Here is a 22,212-nt window from a genome sequence, read left to right on the forward strand (position 1 = left end):
GCCGCGTGCCGCTTAAGATTTCTGGCCTGCGGCCTTGTCCTGCTGCGCAGGCTCGGCCGGTTTTGCGCCAGGCTGCGGGGCGGATTCCGCGGGCTTGGCGCCCGGTTGCGCGGGAGCCTGGCCGCCCGGGGCGGGCGTGCCGTTCTTCCATTCGCTGGCCTGCACCGGAGCGCCCGGGCGAACCTTCTGGAATCCTTCCACCACGACCACGTCGCCAGCCTTCAGGCCGCTGGTGACGATCCAGTTGCTGTTGAGGGCGCCGCCGGTGGTGACCGGGATCTGCTCGATCTTGTTGTCCTTGACCAGCAACAGGCTCTGCAGGCCGTCCGCGGTACGCTGCAGCGCCTGCTGCGGCACCATCAGGGCCTTGTCATCCACGCCCTGCTCCAGGCGCACGCGCACGTACATGCCGGGCAACAGGATGCCGTCGGGGTTGGGGACTTCGGCGCGCAGGTTCACCTGGCCCGTGGTCGGATCCACGGTGATGCCGGTGAACAGCAGCTTGCCCGGCTGGCTGTATTCAGAGCCGTCTTCCAGCACGATGGTGGCGCGCGCCGTATCCTTGCCGACCTGCTGCAGCTGGCCGCTGGCAAAGGCGCGGCGCAGGGACGCGAGCTGCGCGGTGGACTGGGTGAAGTCGACGTAGATCGGATCCAGCTGCTGCACCGTGGCCATCTGCGTGGCCGAGGTGGTCTCGACCAGCGCGCCTTCGGTGACCAGCGGCTTGCCGATGCGGCCGGTGATCGGCGAGGTCACGTCGGTGTAGCCGAGGTTGATCGCGGCGTTGTCCTGCGCCGCCTTGGCGGCGGCGACAGCGGCGTCGGCCTGGCGGTACGAAGCCACGGCGTTGTCGTATTCCTGCTTGCTGACGGCGTTGGCCTTGACCAGCGGCGCGTAGCGGTCGGCCAGCAGCTTGGCGCTGAACAGGTTGGCCTGCGCCTGCTTGAGCTGCGCCGTCGCCTGATCGTAGGCCGCCTTGTAGGGCGCCGGATCGATCTTGAAGAGCAGCTGGTTTTCCTTGACGTCCCCGCCTTGTTCGAAGGCGATCTTCTGGACGATGCCGGTCACCCGGGCACGGATCTGCGCATCCCGGACGGCATCGACGCGGCCAGGCAGCTCAGACACGATGGGCGCGCGCTGCGGCTGGATCGTGATGACGCTGACCTGGGGCATGCCAGGATTCATTTGCGGCTTTTCGCCGCACCCAGCCAATATCAGTGCGAGGAGCCCACCGGAAAAAGCCAGGCCGGAAACACGTTTAGGCGAAAACCGCATTGAAACCCCCGCGTAGCGTAATAAACCGTAATCGCAGCATTTAACCGCGACTTACCCCGCGGTCACAACAAAAAGCATGCGTCATCACGGCGCGTAATCAGCCCAATAATGTAACTCAGTTGTTGGGGAAATCACTGATTTTTAGTGCTTCAAATGCCACACCCACGGGGATTCCATACAACAGATCAGCTCTCGGAAAGCTCTCGCAGCTTGCCCAGGAACACATAGCCCATGCCGTGCACCGTATGCAGCGGCAGCCGGGCGCCGGCCAGCAGGACCTTGCCGCGCAAGCGGCAGATCGCCACATTCAGCGTGCGCATGGTGGTGCGTTTACGCAGGGCCATGAACGCATCGCGCCGCAACTCCCTGGCGGGATTGCCCGCCAGGCAAAGCAGGCAGGTGCGTTCCAGGGCCGTCAGGCCGATGCGGGCGCCATGGGGCGTAAGCAGTGTCCAGCCCTGGTAGGCCAGCGACCACCAACCATCCGTGGCGTAGGGAGTATCGGCCGCGCGGGCGGGCGCGACCTGTGCAAGGCGAGCGGGGGCATTCACGACGGATCTCCACCAGGACGGCCCGCGCCGCACGGGGTGGCGGCCGGTTCCCGGAACAAGGTTGCAATTTGCCCCGAAAGACTACCGCTGGAACCCGCGGGCGTTGTGGCTGCAAGACATCTATCAGACCAATCCGCTGAGAAATCTGCCCGAAATCCGTCCAGATGCCACGCCCCCCTGCCCGGCAGTTCAGGTGCGCGTGCCGTTGCGATGGATATCGTGAGTGACGAAACAACTGTCCTCGGTCGGACGGGCCAGGATGCCAGGCTTGGCGAGCGTGGCGCGGATGTCCGCCAGGCCCGACTCCCAGTGCTCGCGCATGGCCTCGGTGCCGAACTCGTAGTCCTTGGAGTAACGCTCCCGGTGCTTGGACTCGTAGATGAGGTTGATGATGTTGGTGGCCGGCGTATGGGACAGCTTGCGGATGTCGGCGAACTCCGCCGCGTTGCGCTCGGCGGCCGGCAGCTTCGCCAGCAGACGCTGCAAGCCATGGCGCAGCTTGAGCACGCGCCTCAACTGGTCCGTGACCAGGCGGGTGCGGCTGGAGTACTGGATGTCCTTCTGGCGTTCGGCCACTTCCTCCAGGTTGGTCGGCAGGCCGCCGCGCGCGGGCCACAGGTCGACCTGGAACGCCAGCGTGTCCCGCATGCTGTCCGTCGTCAGCACCTGGGCCAACGGCGTGTTGGACACGACGCCGCCGTCCCAATAGTGTTCACCGTCGATCTCGACAGAAGGGAAGCCCGGCGGCAAGGCGCCCGAGGCCATGATGTGCTCGGGCCGCAGCGTGTCCTTCAGGCTGTCGAAATAGGCGAAGTTGCCGGTCCGCACGTTGACCACGCCGAAACTGGCGCGCACGGACCCGCTGTTAAGCAGGTCGAAATCCACGAACTCCCGCAAGGTCGCGGCCAGCGGCGTGGTGTCATAGAAACTGGTGGACGCCGCGCCCCTGCCGTGCACCAGGTAAGGCGGCGGAAAACGCGGCTTGAAGAAGCCCGGCTGGCCCGAGAACAAGGCCTGGAAGGCGGACACATGCCCGTTCATGACGGGCGAACCGAAGCCGAACGGCAAGCCTTCGAACATGGGACCGAGCGTCTCGCCCCAGGGAACCGAGGCGAAGCCAGCCGGCCGACAGATGGTTTCCCAGAAACCGCGCAGACGCTCCACACGCTCGTCCTCGGGAGAGCCCGCGATGATCGCCGCGTTGATCGACCCGATGGAAATGCCGGAAATCCAGTTGGGCCGTATACCCGCTTCGTGCAGCCCCTGGTACACCCCGGCCTGGTAGGCCCCCAGCGCCCCGCCGCCTTGCAGCACCAGGGCCACGACTTCATAGGGCGGTGTATCGCCGGTGTCTTGCTTCGGAGCCTTGCGGCGAGTACTCATACGGCTTCCTCTAGGCAGGGCCGGCGGACCGCCCTACTTGCTTTTGTCCGGCAACTGCGGCGCAGCCACGCCCGCGCGGAACGGATACTTGGAGAAAATCTGCGCAACCACCTTGTCCGTGTTCTCGGGCGACGCGCTGGCATCGGGCTGGACCTCGCCCACCGCCACGCCTTCCCACACCAGCTGCCTGCGACGCGCGTCGACGAGGTCGATGTTCAAGGTGCCCTCAGTATATTGGTAGACGTCATCGCCCCAGCCGTAGCCGGGCCAACCGCCGTAGAAGCCGGTGCGATAACCGTAGTACGGACCCATGGGCGGCGGGGCCGGAGTGACCTGCACCTTCTGCTGCAGCTTGGCGCTGAAGTTGAGCAGCAGGTCGGGGTTGGCGGCGCTATAGGTGTAGCCGCGCATTTCCATCTGGCCGCGCGTGGCGTTTTTCAGACGCTCGGTCAGCAGGGTGCTGTAGCCGGCCTTGTCGGTGCCCAGCGGCGTCATGTACCCGAAGGTTCGGTACTGCGCGAAATTCGCCTGATGATCGTAATCGCTCTTGACGTCAGGGCCTGTGGCGCAAGCCGCCAACAACGCCGTCATGGAACCCGCAGCCAGCAATTTGAACGCTTTCATGTCGTTTTCTCCGTGAGCCCGATGCCTGAACATAGTGCCGCCAAGCCTGCAAAATTTCAACAGAATCTCATTCTCATCGCGTTCGTCTCGCCCCGCCAGGGCTGCGGCCGTCCATTACACTTTCAGCTGTCCCATACCCTGACCACGGCACGATAACGATGTTGGAACTCGACGGCTCGATTTGGTTTCGCTCCGGCGCCCAGACCTGGGGCGGAAAAAACCGCATAGACCTGCTGGCGCAGATCGACGCCACCGGCTCGATCACGGCCGCCGCGCGCGCCGTGGGCATGAGCTACAAGGGCGCATGGGACGCCATCGACGCCATGAACAACCTGGCGGGCGAGCCTTTGGTGATCAGGGCCGCCGGCGGCAAGGGCGGCGGCGGCACGCGCCTGACGGACCGCGCGCGCGGCCTGATCGGCACCTTCCGCGCCCTGGAAGCCGAACACCGCAAGTTCATGGAAAACCTGACCCGCGCCGGCGTGAACGCCGCCGGCGACATCGACCTCATGAGGCGATTCATGCTCAAGACCAGCGCGCGCAACAAACTGCTAGGCACCGTCATCCAGATCCGCGCCGGCGCCGTCAACGACGAAATCGTGCTGCGCATCGCGGGCGGCCTGACCATCACGGCCACCATCACCCGCGAAAGCACACAGGAATTGGGACTGGCCGCGGGCAAGGAAGCGATCGCGCTGGTCAAGGCGTCGTCCGTCATCGTGGGCGCGCCCGGCCCCGGCCTGCGCCTGTCGGCGCGCAATCAACTGCCGGGCAAGATCACGGCGCTGCGCCCGGGCGCCGTCAACAGCGAGATCCTGATCGGACTGGACGGCGGCGTGACGCTGGCAGCCATCGTCACCAATGAAAGCGCGCAGGACCTGGGCCTGGACGTAGGCGCCGACGCGGTCGCGATCTTCAAGGCTTCCAGCGTGATCCTGGGCGTGCTGGACTGAGCCGCTCAGACGCCCACGTCCTCGTCGTGCCGCCGCACCCTGCCCTCGCGCACTTCGAACACTTCGTCGGCCAGCGCGTCCACATCCGCCGGGTCGTGCGTGATCAGCAGCATCGGCACGTCCAGCTGGCGTTGCAAGGCGTTGAGTTCCAGCCGCATCTTGCCGCGCAGTTGCGAATCCAGCGCTGAAAAAGGCTCGTCCAGCAGCAGGATGTCGGGCCGCAGCATGAGGGCTCGCGCCAGCGCCACCCGCTGCTTCTGGCCGCCGGAGATCTCGCTGGGATAGCTGCCCACGATGGAACCCAGCTCGAACGCGTCCACCCAGCGCTGCGCCTCGGGTCCGACCTCGCGCCGGGGCGGGTTGCGCCAGCCGCGGCGCAGCCCGAAAGCGATGTTCTGCGCCACGGTCAGGTGGGGAAACAGGGCATAGTCCTGGAACAGATAGGCGACGCGGCGCGATTGCGCGGGCAGGTTGATGCCTGCGTCGGTGTCGAACAGCACGCGGCCGTTGATCTCGATGCGGCCCGAGTCGGGGCGCAGCAGGCCCGCCACCGCGCGCAGGGTCAGGCTTTTGCCCGCGCCCGAGGGGCCGAACAGCGCGATGCGCTTGGCTGACGAATCGAATGCGACGTCCAGCGCAAAGCGCCGCTCGCCGGACACCATCTGCTTGCGCACCTGGATGCTGACGCTCATAGCGCGCTCCCATTGCGCCGGCCGCTGCTGACGGGCACCAGCTTGCCGGCCAGCAGCAGGACCACCACGCAAGTCACCGAGGTGACCAGCACCAGCATATTGGCCGTGGCGTCGTCGCCCGCCTGTACGGCCTCGTAGATGGCGACCGACAGGGTCTGCGTGCGTCCCGGCAGGTTGCCGGCAATCATCAGCGTGGCGCCGAATTCGCCCAGCGCCCGCGCGAAGGCCAGCAGCACGCCGGCGGCGATGCCGCGCGCGGCCAGCGGCAAGGTGACGCGGAAGAAGATCCCCGCCTCGCACACGCCCAGCACGCGCGCCGCGCTTTCCAGCTGGCTGTCGACGTTCTCGAAGGCGGCGCGGGCGGACTTGAACACCAGCGGAAAGGCCACCACGGAAGCGGCGATCACCGCGCCCTGCCAGGTGAAGACCAGTTCGATGCCCCAGCCCGCCAGCGTCTCGCCGATGACGCCGCGGCGCCCCAGCAGCACCAGCAGGTAGTAGCCCAGCACCGTGGGCGGCAATACCAGCGGCAAGGTCAGCAGCGCGTCCAGCAGGTCGCGCCCCGGCCAGCGCCAGCGCGACAGGCCATAAGCCGCGGCCGTGCCCGCCACGGTCGCCAACAGCGTTGCCCAGCCCGCCACTTTCAGGGAAAGCAGCAGCGGCACCCAAACCGGATCACTCATCAATGCCTACGATTCAACAGGTATCAGGGCTTCTGGAAGCCGTAGCGCGACAGTATCGCCTGGCCTGCGGGAGACAGCACATAGGCAACAAAGCTTTCGGCTTCCTTGGCGGCTGTTTCACGCGTGGTGACGGCGATGGGATAGGTCACCGGCGTCTGCGAAGGCACGCGCACCGCGACCTTGACCTTGTCCGCCATGATGGCCGCGTCGGTCGCGAACACGAAGCCCGCGTCGACCTCGCCGCGCGCCACGTAGTCCAGGCTCTGGCGCACGTTCTGGGCCAGCACGCTCTTGGCCTGCACTTCCTTCCAGAGGCCGGCCGCTTCCAGCGCGCCCTGGGTGTAGCGGCCCACCGGCACCGATGCCGGGTTGCCGTAGGCGATGCGCTTGACGTCGTCGCGGGTCAGGTCCTTGAGCGCGGTGATGTTGGCCTTGCTGTCGGCCGGCACGATCAGCACCACCTGGTTGGCGGCGAAGTCCACGCGCGAGGCCGGCTTGACGGCCTTCTCCTCGACCGCCTTGTCCATGGCCTTCTGGTCCGCCGAGGCGAACACGTCGGCCGGGGCGCCCTTGACGATCTGCTGCAGCAGCACGTCGGACGCGCCGAAGTTCAGGATGACCTTGGTGCCGGCATGCTCTTTTTCGTAGCCTTGCGCGACTTCCTTGAAGGCGTTGGTCAGGCTGGCGGCGGCCGAAACCACCAGGTCGCCGGCGGTGGCGTTGGCACTCCATGCGGCGGCCAGCGCCAAGGACAGCGCCACGATCGGACGGTTGCGGAACATGTTCTTCTCCCAGGGGAATTCGCTAAGTCGGTAACGAAATATATATAGGTATATAACGCCCGTCAATTTGGCCGCCCGAGGGAGGGTTGAGCAAAATCAAGGAGTGGCGGCCGCCGGCTTCAGCCGCGCGCCACCGTGGTCGCGTGCACCGCCTCGGGCGCCAGCCGCGCCCGCAGGTGCTCCAGCGCCAGCTCGGGCCGGGCCGCGCCGCACATGAAGATGTCCAGCGCCGCGAACGCGTGTTCGGGCCAGGTATGGATGCTGATGTGGGATTCGCTCAGCAGGACCACGCCGGTCACGCCCGCGCCTGCGCCGAAATGATGGAAGTGCGCGCTCAGCACGCGCGCGCCCGCCACCTGCGCCGCGGCGATCAGGTCGCGTTCCAGCGCTTGCGCGTCGGTCAGGCGATCCGCCGGCACGCCGCGGAAATCGGCCAGCACGTGGCGGCCGGGTGTGGCATGCGGGGTCACTTGTGGGATCCGCCCGAGGACCAGCCCGAGCCGCCCGAGGAACTGCTGCCCCAGCTGCTGCTGGAGCCGCCGCCGCTGGACATGCGCGCGCCCGGGGTGTTGAACCCGGTGGCGAAGATCACCACCACGATGGCGTAGACGGTGTATAGAAGCTTGCCCATTCTGTCATTCGTCCTTGCCGGCCAGTTTGTCCGCCAGCGCCGCCGGGATCCAGAGAAACGCCGCGCCGATCAGCAGCGGGATGATGCCCCCGCTGAAAATGGTGTCGATATTCAGGAAGGCCAGCACGATCATGGCCGTCCAGGCGAACTTGCGATAGCCCCCGGGCTTGCCGCCGAGCGGCATAGCCTTCTGCTTGGCAAGTTCAGGATCGTCAAACCATTCCGCCAACTGCGCCGGCGCCACCGGCCCCGAGGCCGACCAGCCCAGCTCGGATTCGCTCAGCTCGCGGGTCAGCTTCAGGTTGCCGGCCTTGTAATCCGTGATCTTGGTGCTGTCGCCGACCTTGACGCGCCAGTTGAACGCGCCCAACGCCAGTTCCACGCGCGAGGTGTAGTCGTACAGCTTCTGATAGAGCTTGGAGCGCCAGCGCACGCTGCTGGCGTTGTTGTGGCTGGGCCAGGTGTCGCATACCTGTACCCGCTCCCAGCCCTCTTCGGTTTCCACCAGCCAGATGAATCCCTTCGCGGGATTGAACAGCAGGTACTCGATCCAGTCGGACGGCTCCTCGGGGTCCGGATCGGCGCACTTCATCAGGCCGATGAGTGTGTAGGACGCGCCGTCGATCTTGGCCACCGCGCCCAGCGGCAACGTGGTCTTGATGGCTTTGACCTTGCGGGCCTTTTCGATGACTTCGGCCGTGGGTCCCGAGCAATCAACGGTGGCCGCGCACGAGGGGCAGACCACTTGCGTGGCCATGGCGGCCACGAAGCTTATGGGCCCGCCGCAGTTGGGGCAGTCCAGCGCCTTGATCTGACCGCGGAAACGGCCGGCGGTTTCCTCGACCTGCTCGTTGGTCCGCAGCGACGCCGCCTGCATGGCGGACAGGTCGAATGCCTTGCCGATGTACAGCTCGGGCTCGGGTCCGTCGGAAAAGTCCAGCGTCAGGAACGCGTCCAGGCTGCGGTAATCGGCCACCTTGGCCAACCAGCCGTCGCCCGGCACGAAGGGCAGCTCGCCTTGCGTGCCGCCCGCCTGGCAGGCGCGCACGTCGGCGGCAGTGAAGCGCTGGCCGTCCAGCTTCAGTTCGTCGCCGGGCGCGATATCGTCGAACGCCGGCATGCCCTGCGTGGACTTGACCTTGCGCCGCCGGGTCACGGCGTACTGGCCCGAGGCGTCCGACAGCCAGCCGTCCGAGCCGTCCTCGAACCACAGATACCACTCGTTCCAGAAGCCGTCTTCGTAGCGCAGCTGGATGCGGCCGATCAGGTCGAAGCGCTTGCCTTCATGAGTGCCGGCCGCCCCCAGGCACAAGGGCGAGTAGTCCTCCAGGACCTCGGCGGCCTCGCCGATGCGTTTGACCGACTCGGCGTCCTTCAGCAAGGTGCTGCGGCAGGCGCCGCAGACCGCCATGACCGATGCCGCGGACGTGAACTTGACTGGGGCGCCGCACTGCGGACACAGAACCTGCTGCATGGAGCCTTAGCTGGTGAGTTTCTTCAGCACTTCGGCCTTGGCCGAATCGTAGTCCGCGGCCGTGATCAGGCCTTTGTCCAGCAGATCCTTGAGCTGCTGCAACCGCTGTGCCGGATCCGCGCCCGCGGCGGCGGGCGCCTGCTGGGCAGGTTGCTGCGCGGCCTGCTGCGGCTGCCCCTGGGCGCCGGCCAATCCTGCCGCCATGGTCTGGCCCAGCGCCGCGCCGGCCGCCAGGCCCGCGCCGATGCCGGCGATGCCGCCTTCGTTCTGCGCGGCCATCGGTATGGCCGTGGCGGTCTGGTACTGGGTGAACTTGCCCAGGTCGCCGGCCATGCCCATGGAAATCCGCGTGTCCAGCGCCTTCTGCAGTTCTTCCGGCAGCGAGACGTTCTCGACCGTGAAGTTGTCGAGCTTGACGCCGTAGCGGTCGAACACCGGCGCCAGCTGTTCAGCGATGCTTTGCGACATCAGCCCCTGGTTGCCGGCCATGTCCAGGAACGGCACCTTGGAGCCGCCCAGCGCCGTCGTCATCGCCGCGACCACCATGTTGCGCAGTTGCGCTTCCAGGTCGTCGACGGTGTACTCGTCGCGCGTGCCGCTGATCTCGCGGTAGAACTTGGCGGGATCGGAAATCTGATAGGAATACACGCCGAAGGCGCGCAGCCGCACCATGCCGAATTCGCTGTCGCGCAAGGTCACCGGCTGCGCCGTGCCCCAGCGCCGGCCCAGCTGCAGGCGCGTGCTGAAGAAGATCACGTCCGACTTGAAGGGTGACTCGAACAGCTTGTCCCAGTTCTTCAGGTAGGTCAGGATCGGCAGCGTCTGCGTGGTCAGCTTGTACATGCCGGGACCGAACACGTCGGCGACCTTGCCTTCGTTGACGAACACCGCCATCTGCGATTCGCGCACGGTCAGGCTGGCGCCATACTGGATTTCGAAATCCTGCATGGGATGACGCCAGGCGAGCACGCCGTCGCGGTCCTCGTTCCATTGCAGGATGTCGATGAACTGCTTGCGGATGAATGAACCAAGACTCATGAGTCTTTCTCCTGTCAGATCAGGTGCGGCGCGAGCCCGCGTCAGGTCAGGCTGGCGGCGTTGACGATGCCGGCGGCGATGGAAATCGAGCCGATCAGCCCGCCCATGGCGATGTTGTTTTCTTCGATGGCCTCGTTCATGCCGCGCACCGTCTGGGACACGCCCACGTACACGACCAGCTGCACCAGCATGGCCACCAGGCCCCACAGCAGGAACATGGCATAGCTGGCATGGATCGCGATGCTGGAGCACAAGGTGAAGCTGAAGCCCACCAGCGCGCCGCCATACGACAGCGCGGCGGCGATATTGCCTTCGCGGATCAGCTCGAATTCCTTATAGCGCGTGACGGCCGTGTAGACCAAGGTGAAGACACCCAGCATGGCAAGCGCGGACGCCATATAGATAAGATAGGTCACCACCGGATGCATTGCTTCTCCCATTGCCACCCTCCTAATTGCGCGCAGTATATACGGCGCGTTCGATATACTGCGAACGCATTTTTCGTGTCGGACACCTCATGCGCGACCGCATTCTCATCCTTTCGGTATTGATCGTCGCCTCCTGCGGTTTGGGCTATGAGCTCATCAGCAGCGCGCTGGCCAGCTATTTGCTGGGGGATTCGATACTGCAGTTCTCTTCCGTCATCGGCTGTTATCTGTTCGCCATGGGCATAGGCTCGTGGTTGTCAAAATATGTAAGAGACGAAGACGTTTTGAATCGCTTCATCGATGTGGAGCTGCTGGTCGCGCTGTTGGGCGGCGTCTCCGCCGCGGTGCTGTTCCTGGTCTTCTCATGGATGCCCGCCCCCTTTCGCGCGGCCCTGTATGTGGGCGTGTTCCTCATTGGCCTGATGGTCGGCATGGAAATCCCGCTGGTGATGCGAGTGTTCAACCAGCGCAAGACCGAATTCCGCGAAATCGTCAGCCGCGTGCTGACCTTCGATTACCTGGGCGCGCTGGCTGTGTCGCTGGTGTTTCCCCTGTTGCTCGCGCCCAAGCTCGGATTGCTGCGCACCAGCTTCCTGTTCGGCATCCTGAACGCCAGCGTGGCGCTGTGGACCACCTGGCTGTTCCGCGCCGAGATCCCCCGCCCCAGCGAAAAGGCCATCCGCGCCAGCGTGGTGATCGGGTTCCTGGGCCTGGGCTTCATCTATTCCGGCAGCATGACGGCCTGGGCCGAGAAAGGCCTGTACGGCGACGACGTGGTGCACGCGGAAACCACGCAGTATCAGCGCCTGGTGGTCACGCGCTGGCACGACGACCTGCGCCTGTACATCAACGGCAACCTGCAGTTTTCGTCGCGCGACGAGCACCGCTACCACGAAGCGCTGGTGCATCCCGGCCTGCAAGCCCTGCCCTGGGCGCGCAACGTGCTGGTGCTGGGCGGCGGCGATGGCCTGGCGGTGCGCGAAATCCTCAAATACAAGAATATCGAACACGTGACGCTGGTGGATCTGGATCCGGCCATGACTGGCCTGTTTTCCCGCTCCGAGCCGCTCGTCAAGCTGAACCAGGGGTCGTTGAAGGATCCGCGGGTCACGGTCATCAACGACGACGCCGGCCGCTGGCTGGAAACCCATGCCGAGGTCTATGACTACATCGTGGTGGATTTTCCGGACCCGTCCAACTTCGGCCTGGGCCGGCTGTACTCGGTGCCGGTCTATCACCTGATGGCGCGCCACCTGGCCGAGAACGGCTACATGGTGGTGCAGTCCACCTCGCCCTACTTCGCGCCGCGCTCGTTCTGGAGCGTGGACGCCACCTTGAAGGAAGCCGGCCTGAACACCTGGCCGTACCACACCTACGTGCCGTCCTTCGGCGACTGGGGCTTCATTCTGGCCAGCAAGCGCCGCGACTACGAGCCGCCCGCCGCGATCACCGTGCCCACGCGCTACCTGGACCCGGTCACGACGCGCGAACTGTTCCACTTCCCTGCCGACATGCCCGCGCTGGCGATGCCTCCGAACCGTCTGAACGAGCAATCGCTGGTGCGCTACTTCGACGAGGACTGGCGCAAGGTCATCCGCTGATGCGGCGGCGCAGCTTCCTGTTGGGCGCGGCCACGGCCGCGGTCGCCGGCACCGCCGGGTACTACCGTTCGCGCATCGTCGAGACCACGCCGGAAATCCATTACCCGGGCATGCAGGCTGGCCACGCCTTGCGCGACGGGGCGGCCTGGCCGCAGCCCTCGGCCAACCACAAGCGCGACGTCGTGATATTGGGTTCGGGCGTGGCGGGCCTGTCCTGCGCCTGGAAGCTGGCGCGCGAAGGGCACACGGATTTCCTGGTGCTGCAGGGTCCCGAACTCGACGGCAATGCGGCCGCCGGCCAGCGCGAGGGCCTGGACTACCCCTTGGGCGCGCACTACCTGCCCCTGCCCTCGATGGCCTCCACGCACATACGCGAACTGCTGGCCGACTTCGGCATCATCGAGCGCGGCGCAAGTACCCTCCGTCCCTACTACGACGAGACCGCGCTGGTGCACTCGCCCCAGGAGCGTCTGCTGCGCGGCGGCCATTGGGAAGAAAACCTGCTGCCCATGAACGGGCTGCCGGAAGCGGACCTGGCGCAGCACCGCAAATTTCTCGCGCTGATCAATCGCCTGCACACGCAGACCGGCAGCGACGGCCGCAAGGTCTTCAGCATCCCGCTCACGCTGTCGTCGCGGGATCCGGCCTGGCGCGCGCTGGACGCGATCACGTTCAAGCAATGGCTGGACCGCGAAGGCTACACCTCGCCCGCGCTGCACTGGTACCTGAACTACTGCTGCCGCGACGACTACGGCGCGCAATACGACGCGGTCTCGGCCTGGGCCGGCCTGCACTACTTCGCCAGCCGCGACGGCCATGCCGAAAATGCGGGCGAAGGCGCCGTGCTGACCTGGCCTGGCGGCCTGTCGACGCTGATGCAGCGCATGCGCGACGCCATCACCAAGAAGCTCGGCCATGCCGATTGGCTGGCCGCCGGCACGGCGGTCCGGGTACAGGAGACGCCCGCCGGCGCGCTGGTCACCTGCCTGGCCTCGTCCTCCGACGCCTACACGGTGCAGGCGCGCCGAGCCGTGTGCGCGATGCCGTTGTTCGTGGCCCAGCGCATCCTGCCCGACATCAGCGCCTATGGCTACGATCCGGCGGTGCACGCGCCGCCGCACGCGCCCTGGATGGTGTCGAACTTCGTCATGGAAGGCTACCCGGCCGAAGCCCCGGGCGAACCGCTGTCCTGGGACAACGTGGTCTATCAAGGCAAGGCGCTGGGCTACGTCGTCTCCACGCACCAGTTGCTGCGCGTGGCCCGCACGCCGCGCTGCGTCTTCACGGCGTATCACGCGCTCGGCGGACAGACGCCCCAGGCCGCGCGCGAATGGCTGACCCGGGCCACCCCGGAAGAGCTGCGGGCCGAGGCCGCATCCGACCTGGTCGCGGCCTACGGCAAGGAATTCTGGCGCCATGCGCGCCAGCTGGAAATCACGGTGCGCGGCCATGCCATGGCCTCGCCGCTGTGCGGCTACCTGTCCAATCCGGGACTGGCCGCGCTGCGCGACGTGGACGGTCCGATACTGTTCGCGCACTCGGACCTATCGGGCTATTCCGTGTTCGAGGAAGCCTCGTGGTGGGGCGTGGCCGCCGCGGGGCGCATCATGGGCCAAAAGCCGCCGCAGGCCTGAAGTTCGCGCGCCGCGTTTTCTCCGGCCGCCTGCAATACAATTCCGCGAGCTTGCCGGGCATCACGGCACCTCCTGACCGGACTCAGATAAAAAGACATGGGAAAACACGTCGTTGTCCTAGGCGCGGGTATCGTGGGCGTCTGCTGCGCCCTGGAACTGCAGCGCCGCGGCCTGTCCGTCACGCTGGTGGACCGGCAGGAGCCAGGCCTGGAAACCTCGCTGGGCAACGCCGGCGTGATTGCGCGCAGTTCGCTGATGCCATTCAACCACCCCGGCTTGTGGGCGCAGTTGCCGCGGCTGCTGAAAAACGACACCGTGCAGTTCCGCTACAAGCTGAGCTATCTGGCGCAGAACCTGGGCTGGGCCGCCCGCTTCCTGCTCAACGCCCGGCCGGCGGTGTTCAGGCAGACCGTGGAGGCGCTGGACGGCCTGATCCGGCTTTCGGCGCCCGAGCATCTGCGGCTGCTGAACGAGTCGGGCGCGGCGCACCGGCTGCGCGATACCGGCTGGGTTTTCCTGTACCGCTCGGAACAGGGCTGGAACAGCGGTGAACTGTCGCGCAAGACCTTTGCCCAGTACCAGGTGCCGACCCAGGTCCTGCAACCCGCGGAACTCGCGGAGATCGAACCCGCGCTTGCGCCCATCTTCCGCCGCGCCCTGTGGATCCAGGGCTCGTATTCCGTCAATGATCCGCACGAAGTGGTCGCGGCCTATGCCGGCCTGTTCCGCCGCTCGGGCGGCGCGTTCCAGCGCCTGGCCGCCAGCGCCATCCGCCGCGTAGGCCAGGGCTGGGTCGTGCAAGGCGCGCAGGGGTCGGAATCGATAGCGGCGGATCGATTGGTGGTCGCGCTGGGTCCCTGGTCGAAGGGACTCTTGAAGACGGCGGACATAGATCTGCCCATGGCGTTCGAGCGCGGCTACCACATGCATTACAGCGGCGCAGACGGCGCCGGCCTGACGCGCCCGGTCTACGACACCGGCGGGGGCTACGTGCTGTCGCCCATGGCGCGCGGCCTGCGCCTGACCACGGGCGTGGAACTGGACGCCTGCGAGGCACCCGCCCGGCCGCTGCAGCTGGACCTGGCGGAAGCGCGGGCCCGCGAGGCGTTTCCGCTGGACCGGCGGCTGGATGCCGAGGCGTGGCTGGGGCGGCGCCCGACGCTGCCCGACAGCCGGCCGATGATAGGCGAAGCGCCGCGCCATCCCGGCCTGTGGTTGGCGCTGGGCCACCAGCACATCGGCTTCAGCACCGCGCCCGGCACGGCGAAGATACTGGGCGAATTGATGTGCGGCGACGGCGCGGTCTCGCGCCATGAGGCATTCCGGCCCGGCCGGTTCATCTAGAACGGCGGGAAGCCGCCGGCTACGGTTCACGCGGCCGGCGCCTGGCGCTTATCCCAGCAACAGGGCGTCGTCCGAGATCTTCTCTCCGCGCACGCGCTCGAACATGGCCAGCAGATCCGGCACGTCCATGCCGCGGCGCTCGTCGCCCGATACGTCCAGCACCACTTGCCCCTGATGCAGCATGACGGTGCGGTCGCCCACGTCCAGCGCCTGGCGCATGCTGTGGGTCACCATCATCGTGGTCAGCTGGCTTTCGGCGACGATGCGGGCGGTCAGCTGCAGCACGAAGTCCGCGGTGCGCGGGTCCAGCGCCGCGGTGTGCTCGTCCAGCAGCAGGATACGCGAAGGCTGCAAGGCCGCCATCAGCAGGCTGACCGCCTGGCGCTGGCCGCCCGACAGCAGGCCGATGCGGTCGGTCAGGCGGTTTTCCAGCCCCAGGCCCAGCGTGGCCAGGCGCTCGCGGAAGCCTTCCTTCATGGAGGCCTTGACCGCACGGCTGTAGCCGCGGCGCGCGCCGCGCATCTGCGCCAGCGCCATGTTCTCTTCGATGGTCAGGTCTTCGCAGGTGCCGGCCATGGGGTCCTGGAACACGCGGGCCACGCGGCCCGCGCGCGCCCACACAGGCTGGCGCGTGACGTCGACGCCGTTGATGTCGATGCGGCCGGAGTCGACCGGCAGGTCGCCCGAGACTGCATTCAGAAAGGTGGACTTGCCGGCGCCGTTGGAGCCGATGACGGTCACGAACTGGCCCGACGGGATCTCCAGCGACAGGCCGCGCAAGGCGCGCGTCTCGATGGGCGTGCCGGCGTTGAACGTGATCTTGAGGTCTTTTGCGGACAACATATTCAGCTCCCCTTCTTGCCGAGGAGGCGGCGCTTGAGCATGGGAATGACCAGGGCGAACGTGACCAGCACCGCGGTGACGAGGTTCAGGTCTTGCGCCTTCAGGCCGATGAAATCGCTGTTCAGCGCCAGCGCGATGAAGAAGCGGTAGACGATGGCGCCGATGATGACGGCCAGCGTGGCCAGCACCAGCTTGCGCGACGGCAGGATGCTTTCGCCCACGATTACGGCGGCCAGGCCGATCACGATGGTGCCGATGCCCATCGAAATGTCCGAACCGCCCTGGGTCTGGGCGAACAGCGCGCCCGCCAGCGCGACCAGCGCGTTGGACAGCGCCATGCCGCCCAGGATCATGCGGCCGGTGTTGACGCCCTGGGCGCGGGCCATGCGGCCGTTGGAGCCGGTGGCGCGCACCGCCAGGCCGGTCTGCGTGGCGAAGAACCAGTCCAGCGCCAGCTTGGCCAGGATCACGATGACGATCAGGATCAACGGACGGGCGACGTAGTCCGACAGCCATTCAGGCTGCAGGATGGTGAAGACGGTGGGTTCGGTGATCAGCGGAACGTTGGGCTTGCCCATGATGCGCAGGTTGACCGAGTACAGCGCGATCATCATCAGGATGCTGGCCAGCAGATCCATGATCTTGAGCTTGACGTTGAGCCAGCCGGTGACCAGCCCGGCCGCGGCGCCAGCGATCGTCGCGATGACGGTGGCCAGGAACGGGTCGGTGCCCGAGGCGATCAGCGTCGCACAGACCGCGCCGCCCAACGGGAAGCTGCCGTCAACGGTCAGGTCCGGGAAGCGCAACAGGCGGAACGAGATATACACGCCCAGGGCCACCAGGCTGAAGATCAGGCCGATCTCCAACGCACCTAACAACGAGAACAATGACATGGGTCAAATCCAATCAGTGAGAAGCGGGCATATTAAGAACTTGCACGAAGGCAAGAAACGAGCATATTAAAGAGTTGCCGCGTCGGATATCTTGCGTTTCGGGGTCAGTTTTACCCCAGCTTTCGCAAGAAACGTTTCCCCGCAGGGGATTTTCTCCGGTTTCCTGCCAAAGCCCTCCCGTGCCGGACGGCCGGGCCGCCAGCATGAGTCTGCAGGACCATTCAGGGAGCAAAAACGCCGGGCGGGCACAACGCCGTAAGGCGGGCCGCCGGCCATTCAAGACCAGCACATTGCGCCGGGCCGCGAGCATCTTGTGAATGCTGCCGCCCTGAAGACCATGGGGTAAGGCAAGACACCAGAACATAAAACAAGCCCCGCTCATGCCGGATAGGCATGGCGGGGCGGGTACGGCTGACTATTACTTCACGACCACCGCGGCCGACTTGATGATCGCATCGGACAGGGTCACGCCCTGCTTGGCGGCGGCGCCCGGGTTCACGTAGAGCTCGAGCTTGGAGATGGTTTCCGAGGGAATGGCGCCAGGCTTCTCGCCCTTCAGGATGCGCACCACCACCTTGCCCGTCTGCACGCCCAGGTCGCGGTAGTTGATGCCCAGGGCGGCGATGCCGCCGCGCTTGACGCTGTCGGTGTCGGACGCGATCAGCGGGATCTTGGCGTCGTTGCCGACCTTGACCAGCGACTCGTAGGCCGACACGACGTTGTTGTCGGTATTGGTGTAGATGACGTCGACCTTGCCGATCAGGCTGCGGGCCGCGGATGCCACGTCCACCGAGCGCGGCGCGGCCGCTTCAACCAGGCTCATGCCCGACTTCGGCAGGATTTCCTGCAGCTTCTTCACGACCACGACCGAGTTGGCCTCGCCCGGGTTGTAGACGATGCCCACGCGCTTGGCGTTGGGGACGATTTTCTTGATCAGTTCGACCTGCTTGTCCAGGGCCAGCAGATCCGACACGCCGGTCACGTTGGTGCCCGAGGCGTCCATGCTGGAGACCAGCTGGGCGGCGACGGGATCGGTCACGGCGGAATACACCACCGGCACGTCCTTGGTGGCGGCGACGACGGCCTGGGCCGACGGCGTGGCGATCGCGACGATGGCGTCAGGCTTGTCGCCGACGAACTTGCGCGCGATCTGGGCGGCGGTGCCGTTGTTGCCTTGGGCGCTCTGGTATTGCCACTTCAGGTTCTTGCCCGGTTCATAGCCGGCTTGCTTGAGGGCGTCCTGCACCCCGTCGCGCACGGCGTCCAGCGCCGGATGCTCGACGATGGCGGTGACCGCCACGGATTTCTGCTGCGCGGACACAGGCGCGGCGATAGCCATCGCCAGCGCCATGGCGCCAACCGTCAGAAAATGTTTTTTTCCGATCAGCATAGATAAGCTCCTTGAACCCTTGTTTTTGCTCATTATTACGGCGCCGCTGGCGGCTCCCCGCCGGCCGGACTAGCCATAAAGCCGTATAGTCTAACTTGCCGCCCACCCAAAGCGTTTCGGGGGAATCCCTGAAATGGTGCATGCCGCAATCGCATGCCCCGTAACTGGGCGCAGCGGCGTCAATATACTGAAAAGCCCGGAATCGCATCGGCCGGAACAGCAAAAACCGGACGTCTTCCGCGCCGCCAACCGCAGCATCCAGAGGCCTCACCATGATCAAACGCGCATTGGGCCGTTCCGGCCTGCAGATTCCTCCCCTCACCTTCGGCGGCAACGTCTTCGGCTGGACCGTGGACGAAGCCGGCACGTACTCGCTGCTGGACGCGCTGGTGGACGCCGGCCTGAATTTCATCGACACGGCGGATGTGTATTCGCGCTGGGTTCCGGGCAACCAGGGCGGCGAATCCGAGACCCTGATCGGCAAATGGCTAAAGCGCTCGGGTAAGCGCGACCGCGTGCTGATCGCCACCAAGGTCGGCATGGAAATGGGGCCCGACGCCAAGGGCCTGGCGCCCGCCTACATCCGCCGTTCGCTGGAAGCCTCGCTTGCCCGCCTGCAGACGGACCACATCGACCTCTACCAGTCGCACCAGGACGATCCCGACACGCCGCTGACCGACACCCTGGCCGAATACGCCAAGCACATCGAGTCCGGCAAGGTGCGCGCCATCGGCGCCTCCAACTACACCGCGGTGCGGCTGTCCGAAGCGTTGATCGCGAGCGAACGGCACAGCCTGCCGCGCTACGAGAGCATCCAGCCGGAATACAACCTGTACCGCCGCGAACCCTTCGAGTCCGGGCTGCAGAGCCTGGTGAAGACGCAGCAGATGGGCACCATCAACTATTACGCCCTGGCCAGCGGATTCCTCAGCGGCAAGTACCGCAGTCCCGCGGACGCGGGCAAGAGCCCGCGCGGACGCAAGATCGTCGACACTTATCTCAACGACCGCGGCTACCGCATCCTGAAAGCGCTGGACGAAGTGTCCGAGGACGCCGGCTGCACGCCCGCCCAGGCCGCGCTGGCCTGGCAGATCGCGCAGCCCGGCATCACCTCGCCCATCGTCAGCGCGACCTCGCTCGAGCAACTGGACGAACTGGTCAAGGCGGCCAGCCTGACGCTGACGCATGATCAGCTGGCCAAGCTGAGCCAGGCGAGTGAATGGCGGTGAGCGAAGGCGCGCGCCACGTGGCGCACGCCTGACTCGCGGCCATCAATCCAGCTTCACCCCCGAGTCCTTCACCACCTTGGCCCAACGCCCAACCTCGCTATCGACGAACTTGCCGAACTCGGCGCCGGTCAGCGTAGGCACCGCCGAACCGTTGCCCGCCCAGGTTTCCTTGATCTTCGGCGCATTCAGGGCCTTGGTGATCTCGGCGCTCATCTTGTCCACCGCTTCCTTGGGCGTGCCCGCGGGCGCCCAGATCGCGTACCAGGTCGACACCACGTAGTTCGGCACGCCAGCCTCGGCAGCGGTGGGCACGTCGGGCAACGATTGCGAGCGTTCGGTGGCGGCCACGGCCAAAGGCTTGATCGTGCCGGAACGGATATGGCCGGCGGACGAACCGAGGCCGTCGAACGCCAGGTCCACCTGTCCGCCGATCAGGGCCGACAGCATGGGTCCCGCGCCCTGATAGGGCACGTCCACCAGCTTGATGCCCGTCTGCATGGCGAACAGCTCCCCGGCCAGGTGGTGCGTGCTGCCCTTGCCCGCGGTGCCGAAGTTGATTTCCCCCGGGCGCTTCTTGGCGTAGTCGATCAGTTCCTGGACCGTCTTCACCGGCAGCTTGGCCGGATTGATGACGATGACCTGCGGCGGCTGCGCAACCAGCGCGACCGGCACGAAGTCCTTCTGGATGTCGTAATTCAGGTTCTTGTACAGCGAGGGGGCCAGCGCATGGTGCGCGCCGCCCATGAAGAAGGTGTAGCCGTCGGGCCTGGCCTTGGCCGCGACGCCCGCGCCCACGGTTCCGCCCGCCCCGCCCTTGTTGTCGATGACCACGGGCTGGCCCAGCTGCGTGGTCAGTTGCTGGGCCAGCGGACGGGCAAAGGTGTCCGTGCCGCCGCCGGCGGGGAACGGGACGATCAGCGTGATCGGGCGTTCGGGCCATTGCGCGGCGGCGACGCCGCCGAAACCCAGGGCGGCCACGGCGAATACGGCCGCGGCGGTGGTGCGATATTTCATATTGTCTCCTCTTGCTGCAGCATGGGGACGGCGCGGTTATGTGCGTCTCGTCTCTTGAAGTTCTTGTAGGGAATGGGCTGCTGGGACCTGCATGTTTTTGGGGGGATAGTCTCCTGAATGGGGGCCGGCGCGGCACGCCCGGCCGGAAAGGCCGCTTCCCGACGGGAAGCGGTCCTGGCGAATGTCAGAGCGCCTTGTAGGTTTCGCGCAGCACGTTCTTCTGCACCTTGCCCATCGTGTTGCGCGGCAGTTCGCCGATGATGTGCACGCGCTTGGGCACCTTGAAATTGGCGATGCGCGATTTCAGTTCCGCCTGCATCGCATCCGCGTCCAGCGCCGCGCCGTCCTTGGGCACCACCACCGCCACCACGGCCTCGCCGAAGTCGGCATGCGGCACGCCGATGACCGCCGATTCGGCCACGCCGGGCATGTCGTCGATCAGCGTTTCGATTTCCTTGGGGTACACGTTGAAGCCGCCGGAAATGATCAGGTCCTTGCTGCGGCCCACGATGGACAGGTAGTCGGCGGGTACGTCGCGCCCGGCGGACTCGCCGCCCCAGCGGCCCACGTCGCCGGTCTTGAACCAGCCGTCGGCGGTGAATTCCTCTGCGGTCTTTTCCGGCATGCGCCAGTAGCCCGAGAACACGTTCGGCCCGCGCACCTGCACGTTGCCGATCTCGCCGGGCGCGAGCGCGATGCCGGCATCGTCGACCACGCGTACCTGCACTTGCGGCAGGGCGCGGCCCACGGTGCCCGCGAGGCGTTCGCCCAGCTTGGCGTCATAGGGGTTGGAGGTAAGCATGACCGTCTCGCTCATGCCGTAGCGTTCCAGGATGGCGTGGCCGCTGCGCTTCTGGAAGTCCGAGAAGGTTTCGGCCAGCAAAGGCGCCGAGCCCGAGATGAAGAGACGCATGTTGGCGCAGACGCTGCGGTCAAAGCGCGGGTCGGCCAGCAGACGCACGTAGTACGTCGGCACGCCCATCATTACGGTGCTCTGCGGCAGGTAGCGCAGGGCCTGGTCGACGTCGAGCTTGGGCAGCCAGATCATCCTGGCCCCAGCCAGCAAGGCGCCGTGCGAGGCCACGAACAGGCCATGCACGTGGAAGATCGGCAGCATGTGCAACAGCACGTCGTCCGAGCGCCAGCCCCAGTAGTCGTGCAGCACGCGGGCGTTGGCGGCGAGGTTGCCATGCGACAGCATCGCGCCCTTGCTGCGCCCGGTGGTGCCGGAGGTGTACAGGATGGCGGCCAGGTCGTCAGGCTTGCGCGCCACGGTCTTGAAGGTCTGAGACAGGCCGCCGGCGGCATCCAGCAGCGTGCCGCTACGGTCCTCGTCCAGCGTGTACACATGCGCGGTGCCAGCCTTGTCTGCCGCGTGCTGCACCCAGTCCAGGTTCTTGCTGGCGCAAACCACCACGGCCGGCTCCGCGTTGCCCAGGAAGTACTCGATTTCCGATTCGCGGTAGGCGGTATTCAGCGGCAGGTAGACCAGGCCGGCGCGCAAGGTGGCCAGGTACAGCAGCAGCGCTTCGGGCGACTTTTCGACCTGCACCGCCACGCGCGAACCCGCCGGCAGCCGCAACGAGGTCAGCAGGTTGGCCAGGCACGCGGTGGCGCGATCGATGTCGTCCCAGGTGTATTGCAGGTCGGGCGTTTCCAGCGCGACTTTGCTGCGGTCTTTGGGAAAGCCGCCTTGCAGGACAGCATATAGATTAGCGTTGCTCACCTTGTCTAGTCTCCGGAAAAGGAA

At 66.2% G+C, this 22,212-nt stretch carries 22 protein-coding genes; 5 read left to right on the plus strand and 17 right to left on the minus strand.

Annotated features, from left to right (window positions below; all coding sequences use genetic code 11):
- Positions 1-12 precede the first annotated feature (12 nt).
- The 4 genes from NGK62_RS30850 to NGK62_RS30865 all read right to left on the minus strand — a co-directional run bounded on the left by NGK62_RS30850 (position 13) and on the right by NGK62_RS30865 (position 3,833).
- A complete protein-coding gene (locus NGK62_RS30850) occupies positions 13-1,275 on the minus strand; it encodes an efflux RND transporter periplasmic adaptor subunit (protein ID WP_118932520.1) in 1,263 nt (420 codons plus the stop codon).
- 185 nt (positions 1,276-1,460) lie between these two features.
- On the minus strand, positions 1,461-1,826 hold the full coding sequence (locus tag NGK62_RS30855; RefSeq protein ID WP_059372404.1) for a helix-turn-helix domain-containing protein: 366 nt from the start codon (positions 1,824-1,826) through the stop codon (positions 1,461-1,463).
- Positions 1,827-2,015: 189 nt separating this feature from the next.
- A complete protein-coding gene (locus tag NGK62_RS30860) occupies positions 2,016-3,209 on the minus strand; it encodes a patatin-like phospholipase family protein (protein WP_251881899.1) in 1,194 nt (397 codons plus the stop codon).
- A 33-nt stretch (positions 3,210-3,242) separates the two neighbouring features.
- Positions 3,243-3,833: a DUF4136 domain-containing protein gene (locus tag NGK62_RS30865; protein ID WP_059372399.1), complete on the minus strand. Its 591-nt coding sequence runs from the start codon at positions 3,831-3,833 to the stop codon at positions 3,243-3,245.
- 158 nt (positions 3,834-3,991) lie between these two features.
- On the opposite strand from NGK62_RS30865, the gene NGK62_RS30870 reads away from it, so the two are divergent.
- Positions 3,992-4,786, plus strand: coding sequence for a TOBE domain-containing protein (locus NGK62_RS30870; RefSeq protein WP_059372396.1), 795 nt, complete (start codon positions 3,992-3,994; stop codon positions 4,784-4,786).
- Positions 4,787-4,791: 5 nt separating this feature from the next.
- Here the strand turns inward: NGK62_RS30870 and NGK62_RS30875 are convergent, their stop codons facing one another.
- The 8 genes from NGK62_RS30875 to NGK62_RS30910 form a co-directional block, all read right to left on the minus strand.
- Entirely contained in the window at positions 4,792-5,478 is a 687-nt protein-coding gene (locus NGK62_RS30875; protein ID WP_118932522.1) for an ATP-binding cassette domain-containing protein, read from the minus strand.
- On the minus strand, positions 5,475-6,161 hold the full coding sequence (gene modB, locus NGK62_RS30880) for a molybdate ABC transporter permease subunit (protein WP_059372387.1): 687 nt from the start codon (positions 6,159-6,161) through the stop codon (positions 5,475-5,477). Before modB ends, NGK62_RS30875 begins: the two co-directional genes overlap by 4 nt.
- A gap of 23 nt (positions 6,162-6,184) precedes the next feature.
- Complete coding sequence (gene modA / locus NGK62_RS30885) at positions 6,185-6,943, minus strand: molybdate ABC transporter substrate-binding protein (RefSeq protein ID WP_118932523.1); 759 nt, start codon at positions 6,941-6,943, stop codon at positions 6,185-6,187.
- Positions 6,944-7,062: 119 nt separating this feature from the next.
- Complete coding sequence (gene speD, locus NGK62_RS30890) at positions 7,063-7,413, minus strand: adenosylmethionine decarboxylase (RefSeq protein ID WP_251881901.1); 351 nt, start codon at positions 7,411-7,413, stop codon at positions 7,063-7,065.
- Positions 7,410-7,574 (minus strand): hypothetical protein, encoded by a 165-nt coding sequence (locus NGK62_RS30895; protein ID WP_165867829.1) that lies wholly within the window; start codon positions 7,572-7,574, stop codon positions 7,410-7,412. Before NGK62_RS30895 ends, speD begins: the two co-directional genes overlap by 4 nt.
- A gap of 4 nt (positions 7,575-7,578) precedes the next feature.
- Positions 7,579-9,048: a DUF4178 domain-containing protein gene (locus tag NGK62_RS30900; protein ID WP_251881908.1), complete on the minus strand. Its 1,470-nt coding sequence runs from the start codon at positions 9,046-9,048 to the stop codon at positions 7,579-7,581.
- A 6-nt stretch (positions 9,049-9,054) separates the two neighbouring features.
- Positions 9,055-10,086: an SPFH domain-containing protein gene (locus NGK62_RS30905; RefSeq protein WP_059372377.1), complete on the minus strand. Its 1,032-nt coding sequence runs from the start codon at positions 10,084-10,086 to the stop codon at positions 9,055-9,057.
- A 41-nt stretch (positions 10,087-10,127) separates the two neighbouring features.
- Positions 10,128-10,514 (minus strand): DUF350 domain-containing protein, encoded by a 387-nt coding sequence (locus NGK62_RS30910; protein WP_054452914.1) that lies wholly within the window; start codon positions 10,512-10,514, stop codon positions 10,128-10,130.
- Positions 10,515-10,603: 89 nt separating this feature from the next.
- Here NGK62_RS30910 and NGK62_RS30915 point away from each other — a divergent pair, with 89 nt between their 5' ends.
- The 3 genes from NGK62_RS30915 to NGK62_RS30925 all read left to right on the plus strand — a co-directional run bounded on the left by NGK62_RS30915 (position 10,604) and on the right by NGK62_RS30925 (position 15,093).
- Complete coding sequence (locus NGK62_RS30915; RefSeq protein WP_118932526.1) at positions 10,604-12,115, plus strand: polyamine aminopropyltransferase; 1,512 nt, start codon at positions 10,604-10,606, stop codon at positions 12,113-12,115.
- Positions 12,115-13,749, plus strand: coding sequence for an NAD(P)-binding protein (locus tag NGK62_RS30920; RefSeq protein ID WP_251881910.1), 1,635 nt, complete (start codon positions 12,115-12,117; stop codon positions 13,747-13,749). The genes NGK62_RS30915 and NGK62_RS30920 overlap by 1 nt, the downstream gene beginning before the upstream one ends.
- A gap of 96 nt (positions 13,750-13,845) precedes the next feature.
- A complete protein-coding gene (locus NGK62_RS30925) occupies positions 13,846-15,093 on the plus strand; it encodes an NAD(P)/FAD-dependent oxidoreductase (RefSeq protein ID WP_251881912.1) in 1,248 nt (415 codons plus the stop codon).
- A 48-nt stretch (positions 15,094-15,141) separates the two neighbouring features.
- Here NGK62_RS30925 and NGK62_RS30930 read toward each other — a convergent pair whose 3' ends face one another.
- The 3 genes from NGK62_RS30930 to NGK62_RS30940 all read right to left on the minus strand — a co-directional run bounded on the left by NGK62_RS30930 (position 15,142) and on the right by NGK62_RS30940 (position 18,219).
- Positions 15,142-15,936, minus strand: coding sequence for an ABC transporter ATP-binding protein (locus NGK62_RS30930; RefSeq protein ID WP_013395026.1), 795 nt, complete (start codon positions 15,934-15,936; stop codon positions 15,142-15,144).
- Between the two features lie 2 nt (positions 15,937-15,938).
- Positions 15,939-16,829 (minus strand): ABC transporter permease, encoded by an 891-nt coding sequence (locus NGK62_RS30935; protein WP_059372366.1) that lies wholly within the window; start codon positions 16,827-16,829, stop codon positions 15,939-15,941.
- A gap of 418 nt (positions 16,830-17,247) precedes the next feature.
- A complete protein-coding gene (locus tag NGK62_RS30940; protein WP_059372365.1) occupies positions 17,248-18,219 on the minus strand; it encodes an ABC transporter substrate-binding protein in 972 nt (323 codons plus the stop codon).
- A gap of 272 nt (positions 18,220-18,491) precedes the next feature.
- On the opposite strand from NGK62_RS30940, the gene NGK62_RS30945 reads away from it, so the two are divergent.
- Positions 18,492-19,448: an aldo/keto reductase gene (locus tag NGK62_RS30945; RefSeq protein ID WP_059372362.1), complete on the plus strand. Its 957-nt coding sequence runs from the start codon at positions 18,492-18,494 to the stop codon at positions 19,446-19,448.
- Positions 19,449-19,490: 42 nt separating this feature from the next.
- On the opposite strand, the gene NGK62_RS30950 is transcribed toward NGK62_RS30945, so the two are convergent.
- A complete protein-coding gene (locus tag NGK62_RS30950; RefSeq protein WP_251881914.1) occupies positions 19,491-20,462 on the minus strand; it encodes a Bug family tripartite tricarboxylate transporter substrate binding protein in 972 nt (323 codons plus the stop codon).
- 184 nt (positions 20,463-20,646) lie between these two features.
- Positions 20,647-22,188 (minus strand): malonate--CoA ligase, encoded by a 1,542-nt coding sequence (locus NGK62_RS30955; protein ID WP_251881916.1) that lies wholly within the window; start codon positions 22,186-22,188, stop codon positions 20,647-20,649.
- Positions 22,189-22,212: the final 24 nt, after the last annotated feature.

It is taken from the genome of Achromobacter sp. Marseille-Q4954 (assembly GCF_943737025.1).
Lineage (GTDB): Bacteria > Pseudomonadota > Gammaproteobacteria > Burkholderiales > Burkholderiaceae_B > Achromobacter > Achromobacter bronchisepticus_A.

What these genes read in the sequence shown, in the direction of transcription:
- NGK62_RS30950 (WP_251881914.1), bottom strand. Translation starts at nt 20,462, where the DNA reads ATGAAATATCGCACCACCGCCGCGGCCGTATTCGCCGTGGCCGCCCTG.
- NGK62_RS30910 (WP_054452914.1), bottom strand. Translation starts at nt 10,514, where the DNA reads ATGCATCCGGTGGTGACCTATCTTATCTATATGGCGTCCGCGCTTGCC.
- NGK62_RS30870 (WP_059372396.1), top strand. Translation starts at nt 3,992, where the DNA reads ATGTTGGAACTCGACGGCTCGATTTGGTTTCGCTCCGGCGCCCAGACC.
- NGK62_RS30860 (WP_251881899.1), bottom strand. Translation starts at nt 3,209, where the DNA reads ATGAGTACTCGCCGCAAGGCTCCGAAGCAAGACACCGGCGATACACCG.
- NGK62_RS30905 (WP_059372377.1), bottom strand. Translation starts at nt 10,086, where the DNA reads ATGAGTCTTGGTTCATTCATCCGCAAGCAGTTCATCGACATCCTGCAA.
- modB (WP_059372387.1), bottom strand. Translation starts at nt 6,161, where the DNA reads ATGAGTGATCCGGTTTGGGTGCCGCTGCTGCTTTCCCTGAAAGTGGCG.
- NGK62_RS30915 (WP_118932526.1), top strand. Translation starts at nt 10,604, where the DNA reads ATGCGCGACCGCATTCTCATCCTTTCGGTATTGATCGTCGCCTCCTGC.
- NGK62_RS30945 (WP_059372362.1), top strand. Translation starts at nt 18,492, where the DNA reads ATGATCAAACGCGCATTGGGCCGTTCCGGCCTGCAGATTCCTCCCCTC.
- NGK62_RS30920 (WP_251881910.1), top strand. Translation starts at nt 12,115, where the DNA reads ATGCGGCGGCGCAGCTTCCTGTTGGGCGCGGCCACGGCCGCGGTCGCC.
- NGK62_RS30900 (WP_251881908.1), bottom strand. Translation starts at nt 9,048, where the DNA reads ATGCAGCAGGTTCTGTGTCCGCAGTGCGGCGCCCCAGTCAAGTTCACG.
- NGK62_RS30895 (WP_165867829.1), bottom strand. Translation starts at nt 7,574, where the DNA reads ATGGGCAAGCTTCTATACACCGTCTACGCCATCGTGGTGGTGATCTTC.
- NGK62_RS30935 (WP_059372366.1), bottom strand. Translation starts at nt 16,829, where the DNA reads ATGTCATTGTTCTCGTTGTTAGGTGCGTTGGAGATCGGCCTGATCTTC.
- NGK62_RS30925 (WP_251881912.1), top strand. Translation starts at nt 13,846, where the DNA reads ATGGGAAAACACGTCGTTGTCCTAGGCGCGGGTATCGTGGGCGTCTGC.
- NGK62_RS30875 (WP_118932522.1), bottom strand. Translation starts at nt 5,478, where the DNA reads ATGAGCGTCAGCATCCAGGTGCGCAAGCAGATGGTGTCCGGCGAGCGG.
- NGK62_RS30865 (WP_059372399.1), bottom strand. Translation starts at nt 3,833, where the DNA reads ATGAAAGCGTTCAAATTGCTGGCTGCGGGTTCCATGACGGCGTTGTTG.
- NGK62_RS30940 (WP_059372365.1), bottom strand. Translation starts at nt 18,219, where the DNA reads ATGCTGATCGGAAAAAAACATTTTCTGACGGTTGGCGCCATGGCGCTG.
- modA (WP_118932523.1), bottom strand. Translation starts at nt 6,943, where the DNA reads ATGTTCCGCAACCGTCCGATCGTGGCGCTGTCCTTGGCGCTGGCCGCC.
- NGK62_RS30930 (WP_013395026.1), bottom strand. Translation starts at nt 15,936, where the DNA reads ATGTTGTCCGCAAAAGACCTCAAGATCACGTTCAACGCCGGCACGCCC.
- NGK62_RS30850 (WP_118932520.1), bottom strand. Translation starts at nt 1,275, where the DNA reads ATGCGGTTTTCGCCTAAACGTGTTTCCGGCCTGGCTTTTTCCGGTGGG.